This window comes from Eremococcus coleocola DSM 15696 (assembly GCF_000428865.1).
GTDB lineage: Bacteria > Bacillota > Bacilli > Lactobacillales > Aerococcaceae > Eremococcus > Eremococcus coleocola.
This window is the reverse complement of sequence record NZ_AUAT01000021.1, coordinates 21081-40766: the sequence shown is the minus strand read 5'-3', so window position 1 is coordinate 40766 and position 19686 is coordinate 21081. Positions and strand designations below refer to the sequence as shown.

Genomic DNA, 19686 nt, shown 5'->3' with positions numbered 1-19686 from the left:
CAAATCTTTCAAAGTATGTCACGGAAAGGAAACTGTTACGATAATGCACCCATGGAAAACTTCTTCAGTGTGATGAAGCAAGAAATGTATTACGATAAGATTTATCATAGTTACAGAGAATTAGAAACTGCGATTATTAAATATATACAGTACTATAATGCAGAACGAATCAAAGAAAAATTAAACTGGATGAGCCCAATTGCTTATCGCCATTCACTTCAAGCTGCTTAGAAAACAAAAAATAAGAGAGACAAGTACATAAAATATGTACTCATCTCTCTGGTCCAACTTTTTGGGGTCACTATAGTTAAATCGATCCCTGAGGGGATCTTTTTTTCAACAATAAGTCCTAAAAATAAACAAAGTCTAGCCAAAGTGATAAAAGCCGAAGCCTTAGGATAAAATATGGGAATTCATTAAGCTATTAGGTGCTTAAAATACTAAACTTTGATAGAATAGATTAGAAAAATAGTTAAGGAGTGTCTTATATGAATCAGAGAATTCGTGGCTTTGAAATTGTTTCGGCCTATCAAGATCAAGCGATTCAACTGCCCCAACGGTCGACCTATAATGCTGCGGGGTATGATATCGAGGCAGCCGAAACAATCACCCTACCTAGCTATTGGAAGCAAGTGGTGACCAAGCTGGTCAAGGGTTCAGTCAATCAAGCGGATAAAGACTTAATGAAACCGACTTTGGTGCCCACTGGCTTAAAAGCTTACATGCAAGCCGATGAATATCTCCAGATTATTAATCGGTCATCTAATCCTTTGAAACGCTTTATCGCTTTACCCAACAGTGTCGGAATTATTGACCAAGATTATTATAATAATCCAGCCAATGAGGGTCATATTTATGTCCAATTACAGAACTTCGGACTCTTTGATGTGACGATTGAAAAAGGTGACCGGATTGCGCAAGGAATTTTTGCTAAATACTATACAGTGGATGGCGATCAAGGTGGTTTAGAACAACGGTCTGGTGGCTTTGGGTCTTCAGGTAAGTAAATAGAGAGGTTCTAACAGAATGGCAAAGAAAAAGGTAATGTTCGAATGCATGGCCTGTGGTTACGAATCGCCTAAATGGTTGGGTAAGTGCCCTAACTGTGGCGCTTGGAATCAAATGGAAGAACAATTAGTGTTTTCCAGCCCTAGTCAACAACGGACCCGGTCTTTAAGGTCAGATGCGGCAAATCAATTAGGCCGGGCCTACAAATTGGATGAAATCCAAGCCCAAGCTGAAGATCGAGTCCAAACGCAATTTCAAGAGTTTGACCGGGTTTTGGGTGGCGGTTTGGTGGCTGGGTCACTGGTTTTAATTGGGGGTGACCCCGGCATTGGTAAGTCTACCCTCCTTTTACAGGTCTCCACCCAATTAGTTAAGGCCGGCCAACGGGTCCTCTATGTGTCGGGAGAAGAAAGTCTGTCCCAAATTAAAATGCGGGCCCAAAGGCTCAATGTTAAACAAGAAGATCTTTACCTGATGGCCGAAACTGATCTGGATCAAATTATTGCGGAAGCGGCTCGGATTCAGCCTGATACGGTCATGATTGACTCCATCCAAACCATGCAAGTGGCGGACCATAATGGGGTGGCTGGTTCGGTAGGTCAAGTTAGACAGGCAACCGCTAGTTTGATGCGGTTGGCAAAGGATAACCGGATTGCAATTTTTATTGTCGGTCATGTGACGAAAGAAGGTGCGATAGCTGGACCAAGGATGTTAGAACACATGGTGGACACGGTTTTATATTTTGAAGGTGAAAAATATAATCGCTTTCGGATTCTAAGAGCCGTCAAAAATCGTTTTGGTTCCACCCACGAATTGGGTGTATTTCAAATGTTGGATACTGGCTTACAAGAAGTGGCGAACCCTTCTCAACTTTTCTTGGAAGAGCGGATTGCGGGTGCCGTAGGTTCGACGGTGGTGGCATCTTTAGAAGGAACTCGGACCATCTTAGCTGAAGTCCAATCTTTGATGACGCCAACTGTTTTCGGTAATGCCAAACGGACGGCTTCAGGTGTGGACTATCAAAGAGTGTCTTTATTATTAGCAGTCATGGAAAAACATTGTGGTTTACTAGTGCAAAATCAAGATGCTTTCTTTAAGACGACCGGAGGCGTAAAATTAGATGAGCCAGCCATTGACTTGGCCATCGCAATCTCGATTGCTTCGTCCTATTGGGATAAGGCAACCAAGGTCGATGATTGTTTTGTGGGTGAAATTGGCTTGACGGGTGAGATCCGCCGAGTATCCCAAATTAATGAACGGATTAAAGAGGCCAATAAACTTGGCTTTAAACGAATTTTTATCCCTCAGAATAATTATAATGACTTAGATAAAGATGTTGAGATTGAGTTGGTTCCGGTTAAAACGATTCGGCAAGCGGTTAATTTAGTATTTCCGCGTTAGTTTTTAACTGTAATTCTATTTGAAAGGAGGTGACATGATGTATAAACGTTTTATTTTATTAGTGGCGTTAATTATTGGGATTTCCTTTGGTTTAACTTTTGGACCTGATATATGGCGTCAGCTTGGGTTCACAATAGATTTAATGGCCAATCCCATTATTAATGCCCTTATTTTTTCAATCATTTTTCTTTTGATTGGTTTTCTATTAGTGCCTATTATTGATAAATTTGTAAGTCGGATGATTAAATGGGCTAACCAACAAACAATATCCGTGATTTTGATTGATGTCCTAGGCACGATTATTGGTTTGGTCATTGGTTATTTAATCGCCCTTCCTTTTGTTGGCTTGCGGATTCCCTTTATTTCTTCGACCTTGCCTTTAATCCTACCCTTAATTTTTGGTTTTGTGGGTTATCAAATAGCCATGACCCGACGGGAGGATCTAGTCCAATTATTTTCCCGTTCTTTACAAGGCCGCAAACATGAAAGTGGCTTGCAAGAACAAGAGTTGTTACAACGAAAAGCAGGGGATGCTTATCATCCATATAAATTATTGGATACAAGTGTTATAATAGACGGCAGGATTGCGGATATTGTCAAAACTGGCTTTATGGAAGGTACTTTGGTGATTCCTAACTTTGTTTTGCATGAACTGCAATTGATTGCTGACTCTTCTGACTCTCTTAAACGTGCCAAGGGACGGCGAGGATTGGATATCTTGAATCAACTTCAAAAAGATGATTCAGTGAAAATTGATTTTTATGAAGGTGATTTTGAAGATATTGATGAAGTTGATAGTAAATTAGTTCGCTTAGCTAAACTAATGGAAGCGGCTGTTGTAACCAATGACTATAATTTAAATAAGGTCTGTGAATTTCAAAATATTACGGTCTTCAATATTAATGCCCTCGCAAATGCTGTGAAACCAGTCTTAATTCCAGGGGAACAAATGACCGTAATGATCATTAAGGCAGGTACTGAGCGCAAGCAAGGGGTTGCTTACTTAGAAGACGGTACGATGATTGTGGTTGAAGATGGTCAATATTATATGAATGAACAATTACCTGTAATTGTAACCTCTGCCTTACAAACGGCAGCGGGTCGGATGATTTTTGCCCAACCGGTCCATTCCAAGGACCGCATTGAAGCCAGTCATTAATAAATGTGTGAGATAAATTAAAGGAGATTGATTATAAAATGAGTGATAAAATTCGTGTCAGATATGCCCCAAGTCCAACCGGTGAATTACATATTGGTAATGCTAGAACGGCTTTATTTAATTATCTATATGCTCGTCACTATGGGGGCGACTTTGTTATTCGGATTGAAGACACTGATTTAAAACGGAACATTGCCCACGGTGAAGAAAGCCAATTAAGAAATCTTAAGTGGTTAGGGATGGATTGGGATGAATCTCCAGCTGAACCTGGAGAATATGGTCCTTACCGTCAATCTGAACGTGCCCATATCTACCAACCCTTAATTGATCAATTAATTGCTGAAGATAAGGCTTATCGCTGCTATATGACGGAAGAAGAATTAGAAGCTGAACGGGAAGAACAAAAAGCCCGTGGTGAGATGCCTCATTACGGTGGTCAACATGCCCACCTAACCCCTGAACAAGAGGCCGAATTCCAAGCCCAAGGCCGGGTACCCGTGATTCGTTTCCGTGTACCTCATGGGGTAACTTATGAATGGAATGATATGGTTAAGGGTAAAGTTCATTTTGAATCTCAAAATATTTCTGGCGACTGGGTCATTCAAAAACGTGACGGTATGCCAACTTATAACTTTGCTGTGGTTGTGGATGATCATTTGATGGAAATTTCTCATGTCTTACGGGGCGATGACCATATTGCTAATACGCCAAAACAAATGATGATTTATGATGCCTTTGGTTGGAAAATCCCTGAATTTGGACATATGACCTTAATTATTAATGCCGAAACCAATAAGAAATTATCTAAACGTGATGGATCTATTCTCCAATTTATTGAACAATACCGTAATTTAGGTTACCTACCTGAAGCCATGTTTAACTTTATTGCTTTATTAGGTTGGTCACCTAAGGGAGAAGATGAAATCTTCTCCCGCCTAGAATTTATCGATATCTTTGATGTTGACCGTCTATCTACTTCGCCAGCTTCTTTTGACCAAAAGAAGCTGGAATGGATTAACAATACTTATATGAAGGCGGCAGACTTAGATACAGTCGTCGACCTAGCCCTTCCTCATTTACAAGAAGCGGGTAAAGTTTCTGAAAATCCAAGTGAAGAAGAAATGGTATGGGTTAAGAAATTAGTCGGTCTTTATCATGATGAAATGTCTTATGGGGCTCAAATTGTTGAGCTTTCTAGCCTCTTCTTTAATGATAAGTTGACGGTCGACCAAACAGCTAAGGAAGAAATGGCCGCTGAAACCGCGATGACGGTGGTGGATGCTATGGCAGCTAAATTGGAAGCTTTAGCCGATGCTGATTTTGATGCGGACCACATTAAACCAATGATTAAAGAAATCCAAAAAGAAACCGGTATTAAGGGCCGTAAGCTCTTTATGCCAATCCGGATTGCGGTGTCTGGTCAAATGCATGGTCCAGAATTAGCTAATGTGATCGATGTTTTAGGAAAAACGAAAGCTTTAGATCATATCCAACAAGTTAAAGCTCAATTAAGCTAGGTCTTAAGTATAATTTATTAAGCAATTAAAACCATTATGATAGTTAGCTAGCCTAACGACATAATGGTTTTTTGTTAAAGTCTTATGACTTATACATAGGTCCTAGCCTGGCTTTCATGTATAATATAGGGGAAAGCTTTTGAGAAGGAGAAATTACATGACGATTCAAATTTATAATACGCTGACCCGACAAAAAGAAGATTTTGTGCCCCAAGTGCCGAATCAAGTATCCATGTATGTCTGTGGGCCGACAGTCTATAATTATATTCATATTGGGAATGCCCGGTCTGCCGTGGCTTTTGACACGGTCCGTCGTTACTTACAATATCGTGGGTATCAAGTGAACTATGTCAGCAATTTTACCGATGTTGATGATAAGATTATCAAAGCCGCCAAGGCAGAGGATTTAAGTACCGAAGCCTTATCTGATAAATATATTGCGGCCTTTAAAGAAGATACAGCCGCCATCAATATTTTACCGGCCAATATTCATCCGCGAGTGAAGGACCATATTACAGAGATTATTGATTATATTAAAGTTTTGATTGAGTCTGACCATGCCTATGCTTCTCAAGGTGATGTTTATTTTAGAACCCAAAGTTTTGACGGTTATGGTAAGTTATCCCATCAAAGTATTTCTGAATTAGAAATTGGAGCTTCCCAACGAACTGATACAGCTGAAACCGATCGTAAGGAAGATCCGCTCGATTTTGCCCTATGGAAGTCAGCGAAGGAAGGTGAAGTTTCTTGGCCATCTCCTTGGGGACCAGGTCGTCCGGGTTGGCATATTGAATGTTCCGTTATGTCTACCAAGTACCTAGGGGATACCTTAGATATTCATGGCGGCGGTCAAGACCTCGAATTCCCCCATCATGAAAATGAGATTGCCCAAGCAGAAGCTCATAACCATGGTGAAAACTTTGCCAATTACTGGATGCACAATGGTTTTGTGACCTTTGGAGAAGATGGGGAAAAAATGTCCAAGTCTTTAGGGAATTTTGTCCTTTTACGTGACTTATTAAAAGAAGCTGATCCCATGGTGGTCCGTTATTTATTAGGGACAGTCCATTACCGCCGGCCTTTACGTTATGATGATCAAGCCTTACAGGAAGCTCAGACGAATATTAAACGCTTAGAAGAAGTCAGCCGTCGTTTAGATTTGCGTTTAGCTAATGCAACGACTCAAGCCAATCTCGATACTGATGAAGCAAATCTAGCAGTCTTGGCTCAATTAGAGGCTGATTTTATCCAAGCAATGGACGATGATTTTAATGCGGCCAATGGTATGACGGTGATTTTCGAATTGGTTAAAGAAATCAATCGCTATTTACAAAGTGAGGTAGTTTCAGAAAAAGTCTTAAGCAAAATGCAAGAGATATTTAAAGATCTATTAGCTATTTTTGGCCTTGTTTTTGAAACTAAGGAAGACCTATTAGATCAAGAGATTCAAGCTTTAATTGATGAACGGAATGTGGCTCGTAAAGCCAAGGATTTTGGACGGGCAGATGAAATTCGTGATCAATTAAAAGAACAAGGTATTTATTTAGATGACACCCCGCAAGGAACCACTTGGAAAAGAGGCTAATCTTATGAAAGACAGTGAGGCTAAATTATTAAATGGTTCAGCTTTGGCATATATAGGTGATGCGATTTATGAAGTAGCTGTCCGTCAGCATGTCTTAGCCAGCGGCTTAACTAGTGTGAATGACTTACACCGGGCTGCCATTAAATACGTCGGAGCTAAGGGTCAGGCCCAAGTCATGCTAGCTTGGCTGGCTGAGGATGGGTTCCTGAGCGAGGAAGAAATTTCTTTCTATAAACGGGGGCGTAACCACAAGGCGAATACCAAGGCCAAAAATGCTAGCATTCAAGACTACCGGCAAGCAACTGGCTTTGAGTCACTAATGGGCTGGCTGTTTTTGAGTCACCAGGAAGAACGCTTGCAAGCATTAATGAGCGATGCAATTCAACGACTAGATCAAGCATAAAGGAGGGCTAAGTAATGGTACACGGCTCGAAAAAGATAAGAGGCAAGCAAGTAAATAAAGTCATAGACCAGGAACAAAATGATGAAATTTTATATGGCCGTCAGGTTGTTTTGACAATTCTAGAAGAAAAGAAGCCGATCAATAAAGTCTTTATTCAAAAAGGATTGTCTGGGGATAAAATTCAAACTATATTAGAGCTTGTAAAGCAACGTCAGCTTGTTTTTCAAGAAGTTCCTAAAGCAAAATTAGATGATTTAAGCCAAGGTCAGAACCACCAAGGAGTGGTTGTGACAGTGCCACCAGTTGCCTACCAAAGCTTAGAAGATTGTTTTGCCCTAGCTGAGGCTAAGGGACAAGAACCTTTCTTTTTGATTTTGGACGGGATTGAAGACCCCCATAATCTAGGTTCAATTATTCGGTCAGCTGATGCCCTAGGGGTTCATGGGATTATTATTCCTAAACGACGGGCGGCGAGTTTGACTGGGATTGTGGCTAAGACCTCAACGGGTGCTTTAGAACATATACCTGTGGTCCGGGTCACTAACCTTGGCCAAGTCGTTGACCAATTAAAAACCAAAGGGGTTTGGATTTTTGCAACGGATATGGCCGGCCAAGATATCCGAAGCTGGAATTCGCAAGGACCGATTGCGGTCATTATTGGCAACGAAGGTCAGGGGGTCTCTAAAAAACTCCTGGACCATGCGGACCAAACGATTACCATTCCTATGGTGGGCCATGTGCAAAGTCTCAATGCCAGTGTAGCGGCAAGTATTATTATGTATGAAGTTGCATCTAAACGCATCCCGATGCCTTAGGAGGCAACTTATGCAACGAAAAGAAATCTTATTTGTCGATGGGTATAATATGATTGGGGCTTGGCCAGAATTATCACATTTGCAAAGACATGATGAAATACAAGCAGCACGCGACCTTTTACTCTTTGAACTTTCAGGTTTTAGTAAATATCGTGACTTAGATATTATTGTGGTTTTTGATGCCCAATTCGTACCTGGGATTACTAAGAGTTATCAGGAATACGATTTGACGGTTGTCTTTACGCAAGAAGGAGAAACAGCTGATTCTTATATTGAGCGTGAGGTCCAGAATTATTTAAATGCCTTAACCAGGGTAGTGGTTGCGACCAGTGATGCGGCCGAACAATGGATGATCTTTCAACAAGGGGCTTTACGCCAGTCTGCCAAAGAATTGCAGATGGATATTGAGTATACTAAGCAAGAGATAAAACAAGATGTAAACCAACATTATTCGAGTAAATTAATTAGACGGACCCCTTGGCAAATTAATCAACTTGTCCATCTTGAACAATTACGCAAGCAAATTGAAAATGATCCTCAAGCTTAACTTAACAATCAAAGGGTTTCTCTAAATAACTTAGGAGGACATCTTGATGGTGAAAGCAACCCGAGCTTTTAGTATTGATGAGTTAGTGCTGCAGTTAAAACAAAATTTTTGTGAAGATTTATTTAATCGTCTGATGGTCCGGCTTTCCGGGCTCGTTTATAAATATGCTTACTTTTGCCAACGCTATCAAATTGAATATGAAGATTATCGCCAGGAAGCGATGATTACCCTTTATGCTTGTGTCAATAATTTTTGTCCCAAGAAGCAAGCCTATTTTGTGGCTTATTTTGAAACAGCCCTGAAAAACCGCATGTTTAATCTGAACCGCCGTCGAGTAACAAAAAAGCGGGGCCAAGGAAAAGTAGAAATACCTTTTGACCAGCAAGCGAGCAACCAAGATGCAGAGGGCTTGAGTGTGGCAGAAACCTTATCTTGTAGCTATGCCTACGCACCGGACCGAGTCTTAGCCTTAAAAGAGATAGTGGCAGACTTTATTGAGTCTTTGTCTCCCCTTGAACGAAAATATTTTATCTTTTATCGTCAAGGATTCTCAAATCAGGAAATTAGTCAAAAATTAGGAATCAATCTTAAATCAGCGCAGAATATTTATGATCGTTGTCGGATTAAATTATTAAATGGTTACATTAGAATTTGATGGTAGCTAAAAGAAAGCAGACTTTAAACCCTAATAGTGTTTAGTTATAATAAGGGTAAAGCCCAAAAGGAGAGATTCGTATGTTTAAGAAAAGAGTGCCGGCTAGTTTATGTGCCCTAGCCCTGTGCTTAAGCTTCAATCAGGTGATTAGTTTTGCCCAAGAGAATGTTGGTGTCGAGTCTGTGGAAGAATGGGTAACTGAGTCCCAAGAGTCAAGTAGTCAAGCTACAAGTGAGACGACGACCACAGAGTCCCAGGAAGCCGATAACTCAGGCGACCAAAGTCAAGTATCAGATGAAGCGAGTTCAGACCAAGCCTCTGTTTATGATGTTGCGGTTAATGAAGATAAGACACAGAACCAGGCTTTCTTACAAGCATATGCAGATTATAAGCAGATTGTCGAAAAATTCGATTTTACCGATGCCTATGAAGAAAACGACCAAGTGGGAACTAGTTTAGCGGATTTTCAAGCCCAATTTGAGCCGCAAGTTGAAGGCCAGCAAGAAGACTTGTCAGAGACAGAAGCGGTGATTCAATATGTCTACCAAGATGGGACTGAGGAAGGTACTGATACGGCTGAATTAATCGTTTATTTCTCTAATGATCAACTAGTTTATGCAGGAATAGCTATGTTGGTGGATCAAGAAGCCTTTAGTCCTGACCAATTAATCAGTAATGATCAATTAGAAAGTTGGTTAAGCCAAGATGCCCTACCTTCATTTGAAGACATTGCCCAAGAGGCGCCGCGGGTCATGGGCTTATCTTATATGGAATATCAGACTAAGCCGATTAATATGATGATGGTTCCAACCGGTGATAGTTTAGATGAGATGACCATTGATTTTATGTGTTTCTGGGATGGTCAGATGTTAGATTCTGTGCCTGAAATTTATGAAGAAGCCTTTAACCAACCTAACCCACGGATGTTAGCCTATACGACGACGATTATTCGCCATGTCATCTTAGGTGAACCCCTACCGGAAGCTAATAATGAGAGTCAATCCATGTCCTCAGATACTGAATCTGACCAAAGTGAGGAATAATTTAGGTGAAAATAGGGAGTGGGTGTCAAGTTTGCTTGACATTTACTCCTTTTGTTTTATATTATTGTAGAGTATGAATTGAGAAAAAGGAGGGATTGCTGTGCCGCAAAAGAAAGCTGCACTTGCCTGTACCGTCTGTGGCCAACGCAATTACTCAATGACGCCTACCCAAGCAGGTCACACTAAACGGATTGAAGTTAAAAAATTCTGTAAATATTGTAATAAACATACTTTACATAAAGAAACCAAATAAAGGAGCTAATCATGGGGTATATTAAGAATGTTTTTCGTGAAATGAAGCAAGTAACCTGGCCAACCCTAAAAGAAGTAAATAACTTTACCTGGATTGCCATCTTACTCATTGTTTTCTTTGGTACATATTTTGTACTAACAGACTTTGCTTTTTCTAATTTATTAGATTGGATTGTTAAGTTATAAAAGACTGTTATTTCATGACAGACATGTTATAATAAATATGCAAAGTTTCTAGACCTACGACGCGTAGGTTTTTTATTTACAAGAAAATAGGAGGAAAGTAAATGGAAGGACGTAAAGAGTGGTATGTACTTCATACCTATTCCGGTTATGAAAATAAGGTCAAAGAAAATATTGATCTTCGTAAAGAAAGTATGGATATGGAGGATAATATTTTCCGAGTAGAAGTACCTGAAGAAGAAGTGACTGAAGTTAAAGATGGTGAACGTACTTCAAAGGTTGAAAAGACCTTCCCAGGTTATGTCTTAGTGGAAATGATTATGTCAGACGATGCTTGGTTTGTAGTGCGGAATACCCCAGGGGTAACTGGCTTTGTTGGGTCCCATGGTGCTGGATCTAAGCCTGCTCCCCTATTAGAAGAAGAAGTTGAAGCTATCTTAGGTGATCGTCCAATGAAACCAGCGCCAGTTGAATTAGATGTGGCTGTAGGTGACTATGTGGATATCGTGGATGGTCCATTTGCTAACTTCTCTGGTCAAATCGAAGAAATTAGTCAAGAAACCCAACGGCTTAAAGTCGTCTTGGAAATGATGGGCCGTGAAACTGTCACTGAATTAGACTTTGCTCAAGTTCGCCCTACTAATGTATAGTAGGTGTGCCATTGAAAACAAATCCAAAATGGTATGACTATGGCTTACCTGTTCTGTTTATCTTAGACTTACTGCTTAATTATCTGTCATCCCAGGCAATTTTCTTTAAGGCTTCGCAAGCTGAGATTTCAGATAAGTATCTTAATTTGTTGGCACCAGCTGGGTTTACCTTCGCAATTTGGGGTCTTATTTACCTTGGTATGGCCGTTACCCTTTTTATTCCTTTTTCAAAAAGGATATCAGCGCCATTTAAGGAAGCTTATCGATCTATTCTGGCACCCATCTTGCTCCAAATTTTAGTCTTAAATATGATGTGGTTGGTGGCTTGGTCTTCTGACTTGCTATTAATTGCTTTAATTATCATTTTGATTTACTATCAACGTTTATTGGATGGTCTGAAGCGGATTTCTGCAACTCCCCTATTACGTGACCATCTTTGGTCCTTAAAATATCCTTGGGGGTTACATTATGGTTGGTTAATTGTAGCTACGTTTGCTAACTTTAATACCTATCTTGTCTCCAAGGGATTTCCCGGAACGGGGGGCTTGGCTGTTTTTGCTAGTCTAGTCCTAATATTGGTGATTGTCGGTTTAGGGTTATATGCCTTTGCTAAATATGGCAATGGTCTAGTCATGGTGCCAATTCTTTGGGCCTTGCTAGGTGTATTAGCTAAACATCGACCTGGCTCTGATTTTGGGTCAGCCAGTCTCTTACTTTTTTGGTTAGGGATTATAATTCTATTAGGAAGCTTAGGTATTACTTGGCATTTCTACCGTCTTCAAAAAGCACAATAAATTTATAAATATAAAAGAGTCTGAAACTTGAGTGTTTCAGACTCTTTTGCTATCAATTGGAATGTTTTTGTAAAGAATACATCCAAAAACACAAACGCTTACACTTTGATAATCTAATTTAAGTGGCAAAGAAAAATATAGTAGGAAGACTTATGCTTGCATTTAAGAAGATATCTGCAAAAAAATTAGTAAGTCGTTGCGATTTTTTCTATTAATTTCATGCTTTTTGACAATCCTTGTGGCGTGTTAAGAGAAGACCGGGACGCTAAGTTGTTTCCATCCAATCAACCACTGCGACAAAATATGGTATAATAGTAAAAAGTTTTACGGTTAATTGAGTATGCAGAATGGAAGGAAAAAACCATGAAAGAATATAAAGATGATAGTTTAATGCTCCACACTGACTTGTACCAGATTAATATGCTCCAGACATACTGGGAGACTGGGATGGATCAACGCAATGCTGTGTTTGAGATATTCTTCCGGAAGAACCCTTTTGAAAATGGCTATGCTATCTTTGCTGGTTTAGAACGTGTACTAGATTATTTTAATAATCTTAAATTTACAGACCAAGACTTAGCTTATTTAAAGGAAACGGGTATCTATCAAGATGATTTCTTGGCTTATTTGAAAGAACTTAAACTAAAACTAACTGTGCGGTCTATGGTAGAGGGTGAACTATGTTTTGCTTCTGAGCCCTTAATGCAGATTGAAGGTCCCTTAGGACACTGTCAATTAGTGGAAACAGCAGTTTTAAATATTATTAACTATCAAACTTTAATTGCGACCAAAGCTTCTCGGATTCGGTCAGTGGTGGGTCACGGCGACAAAGTTTCAGAATTCGGAACCCGTCGGGCTCAAGAGCTTGATGCTGCTATTTGGGGGACACGTGCGGCTTATATTGGTGGTTTCCATTCCACGTCAAATGTCCGCGCTGGTAAACTTTTTGGTATTCCAATTTCTGGGACCCATGCCCACTCTTTAGTTCAAGCTTACCGTGATGAATATAAGGCTTTTAAGGCCTATGCTGAAACCCATAAAGATGTAGTTTTCTTAGTGGATACGTATGATACCTTGCGGTCTGGGGTACCTACGGCTATCCAAGTTGCCAAAGAAATGGGCGATAAGATTAACTTCATTGGTGTTCGGATTGATTCAGGTGATATGGCTTATCAATCAAAACGAATCCGGGAACAACTCGATGAAGCTGGCTTCACAGATGCGCGGATTGTTGCCTCAAATGACTTAGATGAAAAGACCATTCTGAACTTACGGATGCAGGGAGCTAAGATCAATGACTGGGGTATTGGTACCAAAATTATTACTGCTTTTGACCAACCAGCTCTAGGTGCGGTTTATAAATTAGTTTCAATTGAAGATGAAAATGGCGTGATGATGCCGACTATGAAAATTTCTTCTAATGCTGAAAAAATGACCACACCAGGGGTTAAACAAGTATGGCGGATTACCCGAAATAAGGATGGTAAGTCTGAAGGTGACTATATTGCCCTAGATGACGAGGCGCCTGATAAAATGGATGAATTATTCATGTTCCATCCAGTGCATACTTATATTAATAAAACCGTAGGAGATTTTGATGCGCGTCCTTTATTAATTGATGTCATGAAAGAGGGTCAAGTTACTTACGAATTACCTGAAATTAATCAAATCCGTGATTATGCATCTAAGAATTATAATGCTTTATGGGATGAATATAAACGAATCCTAAATCCTGAACAATATCCTGTCGATCTTTCACAAAAATTATACGATGAAAAAATGGCGAGTATTAAAGCCTTACGTGAGAAAATTCAAGTCAAAGTCGACCGCTTAGAAAAAAATAACGTGTCTTAAAGGAGGACAAGATGAGACCCTTACAAGCACAAATTATTGAAAGCTTAAAAGTAAAAGCTAGTATCGACCCTGAGCAAGAAGTGAGACGGTCCATTGATTGGATGAAACAATACTTAATGGATCGTCCATTTTTAAAGAGTTTAGTCCTAGGTATTTCTGGCGGACAAGATTCTACCCTAGCCGGTCGTTTATGCCAATTAACCGTTGAAGAATTGCGGCAAGAAACTGGTCAAGCAGATTACCGTTTTATCGCCATCCGTCTCCCTTATGGCTTACAAGCAGATGAAGATGATGCCCAAATGGCTTTAGACTTTATTCAAGCAGACCAAGAGCTAACCATTAATATTAAAGCTGCGACGGATGCAGTTGTTGCTGCAGTAGAGGCTAATGAAGGTATGAAAATATCTGACTTTAATAAAGGAAATATTAAGGCTCGGCAACGGATGATTGCTCAGTATGCGGTAGCGGGCGACAATCAAGGTTTAGTTGTAGGAACTGACCACGCGGCTGAGGCCATTACCGGTTTTTATACTAAATTTGGTGATGGTGCAGCGGATATTATGCCTTTGTGGCGGTTGAATAAAAGTCAAGGACGGCAACTTTTGGCTTATTTAGAAGCACCCAAGGCTCTCTATGAAAAAGTGCCAACAGCTGACTTAGAAGAAGATAAACCCCAGTTGCCTGATGAACAAGCCTTAGGTGTATCTTATCAAGCCATTGATGATTATCTCATAGGTAAAGCCATCGCGGATAAAGATGCAGAACGGATTGAAGACCTGTACCGTAAATCACAACATAAACGTGATTTGCCTTATAATGTTTATAGTGACCTGTAGAAACAAGTGTTAGAGAGAAGGGAAAAGTGTGGGACCATTATTTTCATATGCGGCCTTAGCTTGGTTTTTAGCGACTATTTTTTCACTTCTTTTACTTTGGTTAGGAAAGAAGATTCAGGTTTATGATCAAGATGTTCATGATTTAAAAAATCATCGGCAAGTCGTAACCTTAGGCGGGCTAGGGATTTATTTTGCCTTTTGGACCGCCTTTTATTTCTTTAATCCTAGCTTTTTTTTAGTTCAGTCGCTCTTAGCCCTCTTTCTTGCCTCTACCTTAGTCTTAATTACGGGTATTTTAGATGATTTATATAATCTGAAACCGTGGTTGAAAAGTGCAGGTGTTTTATTAGCGGCTAATATTATCTACTTTTGGGCAAACGTCTCTTTTTCGACGACCCTTTTACCCACTGTGTCAGATAGTTTATTTCAAATAATAACCTATTTACTAACCATGGTGTGGATTTTTCTGATGACGAATGCCATTAATTTAATCGATGGTTTGGACGGATTAGCGAGTTCAGTCACCTTAATTTCACTGATTACCCTAATTGTCACGACATATTTTTTTTCAATTTCAATAAGTCTTTCTATCTTGGTCATGTTACTGATCTTAAGCGGAGCTATCCTGGGTTTCATTCCTTTTAATTGGCAACCAGCCAAGATTTATTTAGGGGATACTGGAGCCTTGTTTATTGGCTTTATGTATGCAAGTTTGAGTGTGACAAATTTAAAGAATGCCTCTTTCTATTCTTTAGCAGTCCCCGTCTTAATCTATCTGGTCCCTTTATTTGATGCTTTTTTTGCGGTGCTTCGCCGTTTCATGACGGGTAAATCGATTGTAGTGGCTGACCACGATCATGTTCATCATCGCCTACTGAGATTAGGTTTGAAAGAATGGCAGGTTGTGGCTATTATGATTTTTATCACCTTATTATTTTCTAGCTTAGCAATATTAACTCAATTATTTGCTAGTGCCCGCCAATATATTCTAATGGGGGCGATGGCTTTAGTCTTACTGCTCCTCTTAATTATGATTAGGATAAATAAAACTAGTAAAAAGGATTGAGACTCATAAATGAAAACAGCAGTTATTGTTGATTCTACCGCAACTCCCAGCAAACAATTAATGGCAGATCCAGACTTTTATATCCTGCGTCTGTCTCTTTTATTTGCTGAGGGTGATATTTATGAAGATGTCAGTGATGACCAAGTGATGCATGACTTCTATCAACGGTTACGCCATAGTCCAGAACCACCCAAGACCTCACAACCTCGATTAGATCAGGTTTATGACTTATTTGACCAACTAGTAGCGGATGGCTACAATACGGTCTTTGTGATTACTTTGGCCGCTCAGATCTCAGGGACTTACCAAAGTGTGCAAATGGTGGCATCAGATTACCAAGACCGACTAGCTACTTATGTCATCGATTCCAAAGGAACTTCGTTTGTAATGGAAAATATGGCCCACCAGGCCCTCTTGATGGCTGATGCAGGTTATACAAGCGATGAAATTGCAAGTAAGTTAACTTGGTTAGCCGATCAATCTGAAATTTACGTGGTCGTGGAAGATTTACAATTTATTGCCAAGGGTGGTCGTATGTCGACAGCACAAGCCTTTATAGGCAATGTCTTGGGTATCAAGCCCTTGATTTACTTTTCACCAGATGGGTCGGTCCAGGTTTTTGACAAGGTCCGGACCCATAAGAGTCTCTATAAGCATTGGCTACAAATTGTTCAATCGGCTCAAGCTAAATTTGGCGATAAATTCGTAATTGCGCTTGCTCACGGAGATGCCTTAAAAGAAGCTTTGGCAGTGAAATACTATCTTATCCAACAAGGAATCAATTTTCCTTTTAGGATTGGATACTTGACACCAGTTTTAGGCGTTCATGGGGGGCCTGGTGCGGTTGGTTTAGGAATTATGCCGCAAATTATTTCGAATCATGATTTGGCTAAAGACTAGCTCAGATTAAAACATTCGAATTTTAGATTAGAATTCAATTAAATGTAAATTTTGTGTAAAGAAAAGCCCTAACATATTGTTTAACCATATTGTGTAAGCTACAATTAAATTATCAAATATTTGGAGGGAAAATCCGTGAAAAAAACCTTTAACGTATTAATGGTCTTATCCTTAGTCGCTGCTGTCTTCTTTAACTTATTTGCTGTTGATGCTTCTGCTCAAGACAAAACAGAAATTGATACACTTCGTGTTGCTTTTGTACCTTCTCGTGATCCAGAAGAAATTATTACTGCAACTGAACCACTTAAACAATTGTTAATTGACGAATTGGCTAAAGAAGGTTTCGATGTGAAGAATGTTGAAATCTCAGTAGGTACTTCTTATGAAGCTGTTGGTGAAGGTATGGCTGCCGGTACGATCGATGTTGGTTTAATTCCTGGTGGTACTTATGTCTTATTTGAAGATGATGTAGATGTTCTTTTAACTTCTACTCGTAAAGGTCTTTCAAAAGACTCTGAAAATCCAGCTGACTGGAACGATGGTAAAGAAACTGAACAAAGTGATGAACAAGTTACTTACTACAAAGGCTTAATTATCGCTGGTCCTTCTGAAAAAGGTCAAGAATTAGCTAAAAAAATTAATGACGGTGAAGAATTAACTTGGGAAGATTTAGATTCAGCTAAATGGGCTGTTATGTCATCTTCTTCATCTTCTGGTTATATCTACCCTTCAATCTGGTTAGGTCAAAACTTTGATGGTAAACAAATCTCTGATTTATCAAATGTTGTTCAATCTGACTCTTACCCATCTTCAGTGGCTCGTTTAGCTTCTGAACAAGTGGATATCATTGTTGGTTTTGCTGACTTACGTCGTGACAATGCTGAAGCTTGGACTAAAGATATGGGTCGTGAAAAGAGCATTTGGGAAGAAACTAATGTAATTGGTGTAACTCCAAACGTTTATAACGATACTGTTTCTGTCAGCAAAAACTCTGAAGTAATGACAGATGAATTAAAAGAAGCCGTTGCTAATGCATTCATCAACATTGCTAAGACTGACGAAGGTAAAGAAGTTATTGCTATTTATAGTCATGAAGGTTACCAACCAGCAACCTCTGAAGACTATGATACAGAACGTGAAGCTCAAAAGATCTTGCGTGAACAAGATAAAGACGCTGAATAATTTAATAATTAACTTAGGGGAAACTGACTGGGCAAAGAGATAGTTATGTCCATCATTTTATGAATAGACTGATTTTAAGCGCAGTAGTTGATTGGATGAAACCACCTTGCTTTGCAACTTATTTCATCCTAATCAGCTTTGCGGGGGCGGGCATACGAAGCGGAATCGCATGATTTCCGCTTCTTGCCCGCTCCCTTTTTCGCTAAGTTATTGAAAGGTATTAAAAGGAGAACAATATGATTAAGTTTGAACATGTCTATAAACGTTATGGCAATGATGTGTTAGCCTTAAAAGATGTGAATTTAGAAATCCAACAAGGGGAGTTTATCGGTATTATCGGATTATCGGGTGCTGGTAAATCTACCTTGATTCGTACGATTAATAAAATGCACCCTATTTCTGAAGGTGTTTTAGAAGTTGATGATGTCTCTGTTCCCGCCTTAAAAGGGAAAGAATTACGGCGTTTCCGTCGTAAGGTTGGGATGATTTTCCAATCATTTAATTTGGTAACCCGGGCAAAGGTTATTACCAATGTCCTATCTGCCTTTGTGCCAGACCTACCCTTCTGGCGCGTCTTGCTTGGTTACTATAAGAAGGAAGAAGAAATTAAAGCCCTAGAAGCTTTAGACCGAGTAGGTATTTTGGATAAGGCCTATACTCGGGTTGACCAACTTTCTGGGGGACAACAACAACGGGTAGCTTTAGCCCGTACCTTGGCGCAAGACCCTCGCATTATCTTAGCCGATGAACCAGTCGCCTCACTCGACCCAGTTACTGCCGCTGTCGTTATGCAAGACTTTAAGAATATTAATAAAGATGACAATATTACTATTTTAATTAATATCCACCATGTGGAATTAGCCTTGGAGTATTGTGATCGGATTATTGGGATTAGAGAAGGGGCTGTGGTTTATGATGGCCCATCAGACCAAGTAACCCCTGAAGTTTTAAACCATATTTATAAGGGTCAGGCACCTGCTACGGAGGAGGCCCACCATGGCGAATAATCAGTCGCAAGCTTCAAAGTCTTGGTTAAAACCGCAAGCCATTACCTTACCCAATGGGAAAGTTGTTTATAAAAAACGTTCTTTAACCTGGCTAGTAGTTTTAGTGGTTTTGGTCTTAGTTTACCTTTCTGCCAAATTAACCGGTTTTGACTTAAGTGTCTTATTAAAACGTGGCCATCAGTTCTTTGTTATTTTAAAACGGATGTATCCACCTGCTTTTGACTTTGTTAAAGATGTCTTACCGCCCTTATTTGATACGATTAAAATGTCGGTGTTAGGAACTATTATTGGTTCGCTCTTAGCAATTCCTTTCGCTATGTGGGCAGCTTCGAACCTAACCAAAAATCGGTTTATCACTGGTTTCTTAAAGTTCTTCTTATCCTTAGTAAGGACCCTACCAACCTTGGTCATTGCCCTTATCTTGACCTATATCTTTGGTTTGGGTACCTTCGCTGGTACTTTAGCTATTTCAATCTTTACCTTCTCTTTCGTGGCTAAACAACTCTATGAAGCTATCGAAACTGCGGATATGTTACCTTATGAAGCCATGGAAGCTTTAGGGGCAAATAAACTCTACAGCTTTTTGGGAGCAATTAAACCTCAAGTCTTGCCAGCTTATCTATCAGTGGCTCTTTATACCTTTGAAGGAAATGTCCGTCATGCGGCGATCTTAGGATATGTTGGTGCTGGTGGGATTGGGCTCATCTTAGATGAAAACCTAGGTTGGCGTGAATATGAAAATGTCGGTATGATTCTACTTTGTCTCTTCATAACGGTGGGGGTTATCGAAACAACCAGTCGTTATTTAAGAAGTAAATTAACTTAGGGG

At 39.8% G+C, this 19686-nt stretch carries 22 protein-coding genes; all 22 read left to right on the top strand.

Translation table 11 applies throughout. The features are described from left to right. On the top strand, positions 1-231 hold a 231-nt coding region (locus tag G396_RS0106060), incomplete at its 5' end, for an IS3 family transposase (protein ID WP_028125389.1). Between the two features lie 257 nt (positions 232-488). Continuing rightward, positions 489-1007, top strand: a complete 519-nt coding sequence (locus G396_RS0106055; protein ID WP_006417956.1) for a dCTP deaminase/dUTPase family protein — start codon at positions 489-491, stop codon at positions 1005-1007. 19 nt (positions 1008-1026) lie between these two features. Further along, positions 1027-2409 (top strand): DNA repair protein RadA, encoded by a 1383-nt coding sequence (gene radA / locus G396_RS0106050; RefSeq protein ID WP_006417954.1) that lies wholly within the window; start codon positions 1027-1029, stop codon positions 2407-2409. 37 nt (positions 2410-2446) lie between these two features. Then, entirely contained in the window at positions 2447-3568 is a 1122-nt protein-coding gene (locus tag G396_RS0106045; RefSeq protein WP_028125388.1) for a PIN/TRAM domain-containing protein, read from the top strand. A 38-nt stretch (positions 3569-3606) separates the two neighbouring features. Beyond that, a complete protein-coding gene (gltX, locus tag G396_RS0106040) occupies positions 3607-5085 on the top strand; it encodes a glutamate--tRNA ligase (RefSeq protein WP_028125387.1) in 1479 nt (492 codons plus the stop codon). Between the two features lie 157 nt (positions 5086-5242). Further along, positions 5243-6670 (top strand): cysteine--tRNA ligase, encoded by a 1428-nt coding sequence (gene cysS / locus G396_RS0106035; RefSeq protein WP_028125386.1) that lies wholly within the window; start codon positions 5243-5245, stop codon positions 6668-6670. 4 nt (positions 6671-6674) lie between these two features. After that, on the top strand, positions 6675-7073 hold the full coding sequence (locus G396_RS0106030; RefSeq protein WP_006418084.1) for a Mini-ribonuclease 3: 399 nt from the start codon (positions 6675-6677) through the stop codon (positions 7071-7073). A 14-nt stretch (positions 7074-7087) separates the two neighbouring features. Next, positions 7088-7888, top strand: coding sequence for a 23S rRNA (guanosine(2251)-2'-O)-methyltransferase RlmB (rlmB, locus tag G396_RS0106025; protein WP_006418078.1), 801 nt, complete (start codon positions 7088-7090; stop codon positions 7886-7888). A gap of 10 nt (positions 7889-7898) precedes the next feature. Then, entirely contained in the window at positions 7899-8435 is a 537-nt protein-coding gene (locus tag G396_RS0106020) for an NYN domain-containing protein (RefSeq protein WP_006418085.1), read from the top strand. 46 nt (positions 8436-8481) lie between these two features. After that, a complete protein-coding gene (locus G396_RS0106015) occupies positions 8482-9090 on the top strand; it encodes an RNA polymerase sigma factor (protein WP_006418097.1) in 609 nt (202 codons plus the stop codon). Positions 9091-9170: 80 nt separating this feature from the next. Continuing rightward, complete coding sequence (locus G396_RS0106010; protein WP_028125384.1) at positions 9171-10133, top strand: hypothetical protein; 963 nt, start codon at positions 9171-9173, stop codon at positions 10131-10133. Between the two features lie 100 nt (positions 10134-10233). Next, positions 10234-10386, top strand: a complete 153-nt coding sequence (rpmG, locus tag G396_RS0106005) for a 50S ribosomal protein L33 (protein WP_006418079.1) — start codon at positions 10234-10236, stop codon at positions 10384-10386. Positions 10387-10397: 11 nt separating this feature from the next. Then, positions 10398-10571 carry a preprotein translocase subunit SecE gene (secE, locus tag G396_RS0106000; RefSeq protein ID WP_006418101.1) on the top strand — a complete coding sequence of 58 codons (174 nt, stop codon included), beginning with the start codon at positions 10398-10400 and terminating at the stop codon, positions 10569-10571. Between the two features lie 101 nt (positions 10572-10672). Continuing rightward, complete coding sequence (gene nusG, locus G396_RS0105995) at positions 10673-11218, top strand: transcription termination/antitermination protein NusG (RefSeq protein ID WP_006418105.1); 546 nt, start codon at positions 10673-10675, stop codon at positions 11216-11218. 11 nt (positions 11219-11229) lie between these two features. Continuing rightward, complete coding sequence (locus tag G396_RS0105990) at positions 11230-12012, top strand: hypothetical protein (protein WP_028125383.1); 783 nt, start codon at positions 11230-11232, stop codon at positions 12010-12012. Positions 12013-12375: 363 nt separating this feature from the next. Continuing rightward, entirely contained in the window at positions 12376-13866 is a 1491-nt protein-coding gene (locus G396_RS0105985; protein WP_028125382.1) for a nicotinate phosphoribosyltransferase, read from the top strand. 11 nt (positions 13867-13877) lie between these two features. Next, positions 13878-14702 (top strand): ammonia-dependent NAD(+) synthetase, encoded by an 825-nt coding sequence (gene nadE / locus G396_RS0105980; RefSeq protein WP_028125381.1) that lies wholly within the window; start codon positions 13878-13880, stop codon positions 14700-14702. Between the two features lie 28 nt (positions 14703-14730). Further along, the gene (locus G396_RS10315) at positions 14731-15768 is read left to right on the top strand and encodes an MraY family glycosyltransferase (protein ID WP_051221165.1); all 1038 of its coding nucleotides are present in this window, start codon (positions 14731-14733) and stop codon (positions 15766-15768) included. Positions 15769-15777: 9 nt separating this feature from the next. Next, positions 15778-16668 (top strand): DegV family protein, encoded by an 891-nt coding sequence (locus G396_RS0105970; RefSeq protein ID WP_028125380.1) that lies wholly within the window; start codon positions 15778-15780, stop codon positions 16666-16668. Positions 16669-16803: 135 nt separating this feature from the next. Beyond that, positions 16804-17850, top strand: coding sequence for a phosphate/phosphite/phosphonate ABC transporter substrate-binding protein (locus G396_RS0105965; RefSeq protein WP_028125379.1), 1047 nt, complete (start codon positions 16804-16806; stop codon positions 17848-17850). A gap of 236 nt (positions 17851-18086) precedes the next feature. Beyond that, complete coding sequence (gene phnC / locus G396_RS0105960; protein ID WP_028125378.1) at positions 18087-18857, top strand: phosphonate ABC transporter ATP-binding protein; 771 nt, start codon at positions 18087-18089, stop codon at positions 18855-18857. After that, on the top strand, positions 18847-19683 hold the full coding sequence (phnE, locus tag G396_RS0105955) for a phosphonate ABC transporter, permease protein PhnE (RefSeq protein ID WP_028125377.1): 837 nt from the start codon (positions 18847-18849) through the stop codon (positions 19681-19683). Before phnC ends, phnE begins: the two co-directional genes overlap by 11 nt. The last annotated feature ends 3 nt before the right edge of the window (positions 19684-19686 follow it).

Bases quoted from the DNA above. Each gene is read 5' to 3' on its own strand.
- rlmB (WP_006418078.1), top strand. From the start codon at position 7,088: ATGGTACACGGCTCGAAAAAGATAAGAGGCAAGCAAGTAAATAAAGTC.
- G396_RS0106010 (WP_028125384.1), top strand. From the start codon at position 9,171: ATGTTTAAGAAAAGAGTGCCGGCTAGTTTATGTGCCCTAGCCCTGTGC.
- secE (WP_006418101.1), top strand. From the start codon at position 10,398: ATGGGGTATATTAAGAATGTTTTTCGTGAAATGAAGCAAGTAACCTGG.
- cysS (WP_028125386.1), top strand. From the start codon at position 5,243: ATGACGATTCAAATTTATAATACGCTGACCCGACAAAAAGAAGATTTT.
- G396_RS0106055 (WP_006417956.1), top strand. From the start codon at position 489: ATGAATCAGAGAATTCGTGGCTTTGAAATTGTTTCGGCCTATCAAGAT.
- G396_RS0106020 (WP_006418085.1), top strand. From the start codon at position 7,899: ATGCAACGAAAAGAAATCTTATTTGTCGATGGGTATAATATGATTGGG.
- G396_RS0106045 (WP_028125388.1), top strand. From the start codon at position 2,447: ATGTATAAACGTTTTATTTTATTAGTGGCGTTAATTATTGGGATTTCC.
- G396_RS0105970 (WP_028125380.1), top strand. From the start codon at position 15,778: ATGAAAACAGCAGTTATTGTTGATTCTACCGCAACTCCCAGCAAACAA.
- gltX (WP_028125387.1), top strand. From the start codon at position 3,607: ATGAGTGATAAAATTCGTGTCAGATATGCCCCAAGTCCAACCGGTGAA.
- G396_RS0105985 (WP_028125382.1), top strand. From the start codon at position 12,376: ATGAAAGAATATAAAGATGATAGTTTAATGCTCCACACTGACTTGTAC.
- G396_RS0106030 (WP_006418084.1), top strand. From the start codon at position 6,675: ATGAAAGACAGTGAGGCTAAATTATTAAATGGTTCAGCTTTGGCATAT.
- radA (WP_006417954.1), top strand. From the start codon at position 1,027: ATGGCAAAGAAAAAGGTAATGTTCGAATGCATGGCCTGTGGTTACGAA.
- G396_RS0106015 (WP_006418097.1), top strand. From the start codon at position 8,482: ATGGTGAAAGCAACCCGAGCTTTTAGTATTGATGAGTTAGTGCTGCAG.
- nusG (WP_006418105.1), top strand. From the start codon at position 10,673: ATGGAAGGACGTAAAGAGTGGTATGTACTTCATACCTATTCCGGTTAT.
- phnC (WP_028125378.1), top strand. From the start codon at position 18,087: ATGATTAAGTTTGAACATGTCTATAAACGTTATGGCAATGATGTGTTA.
- nadE (WP_028125381.1), top strand. From the start codon at position 13,878: ATGAGACCCTTACAAGCACAAATTATTGAAAGCTTAAAAGTAAAAGCT.
- phnE (WP_028125377.1), top strand. From the start codon at position 18,847: ATGGCGAATAATCAGTCGCAAGCTTCAAAGTCTTGGTTAAAACCGCAA.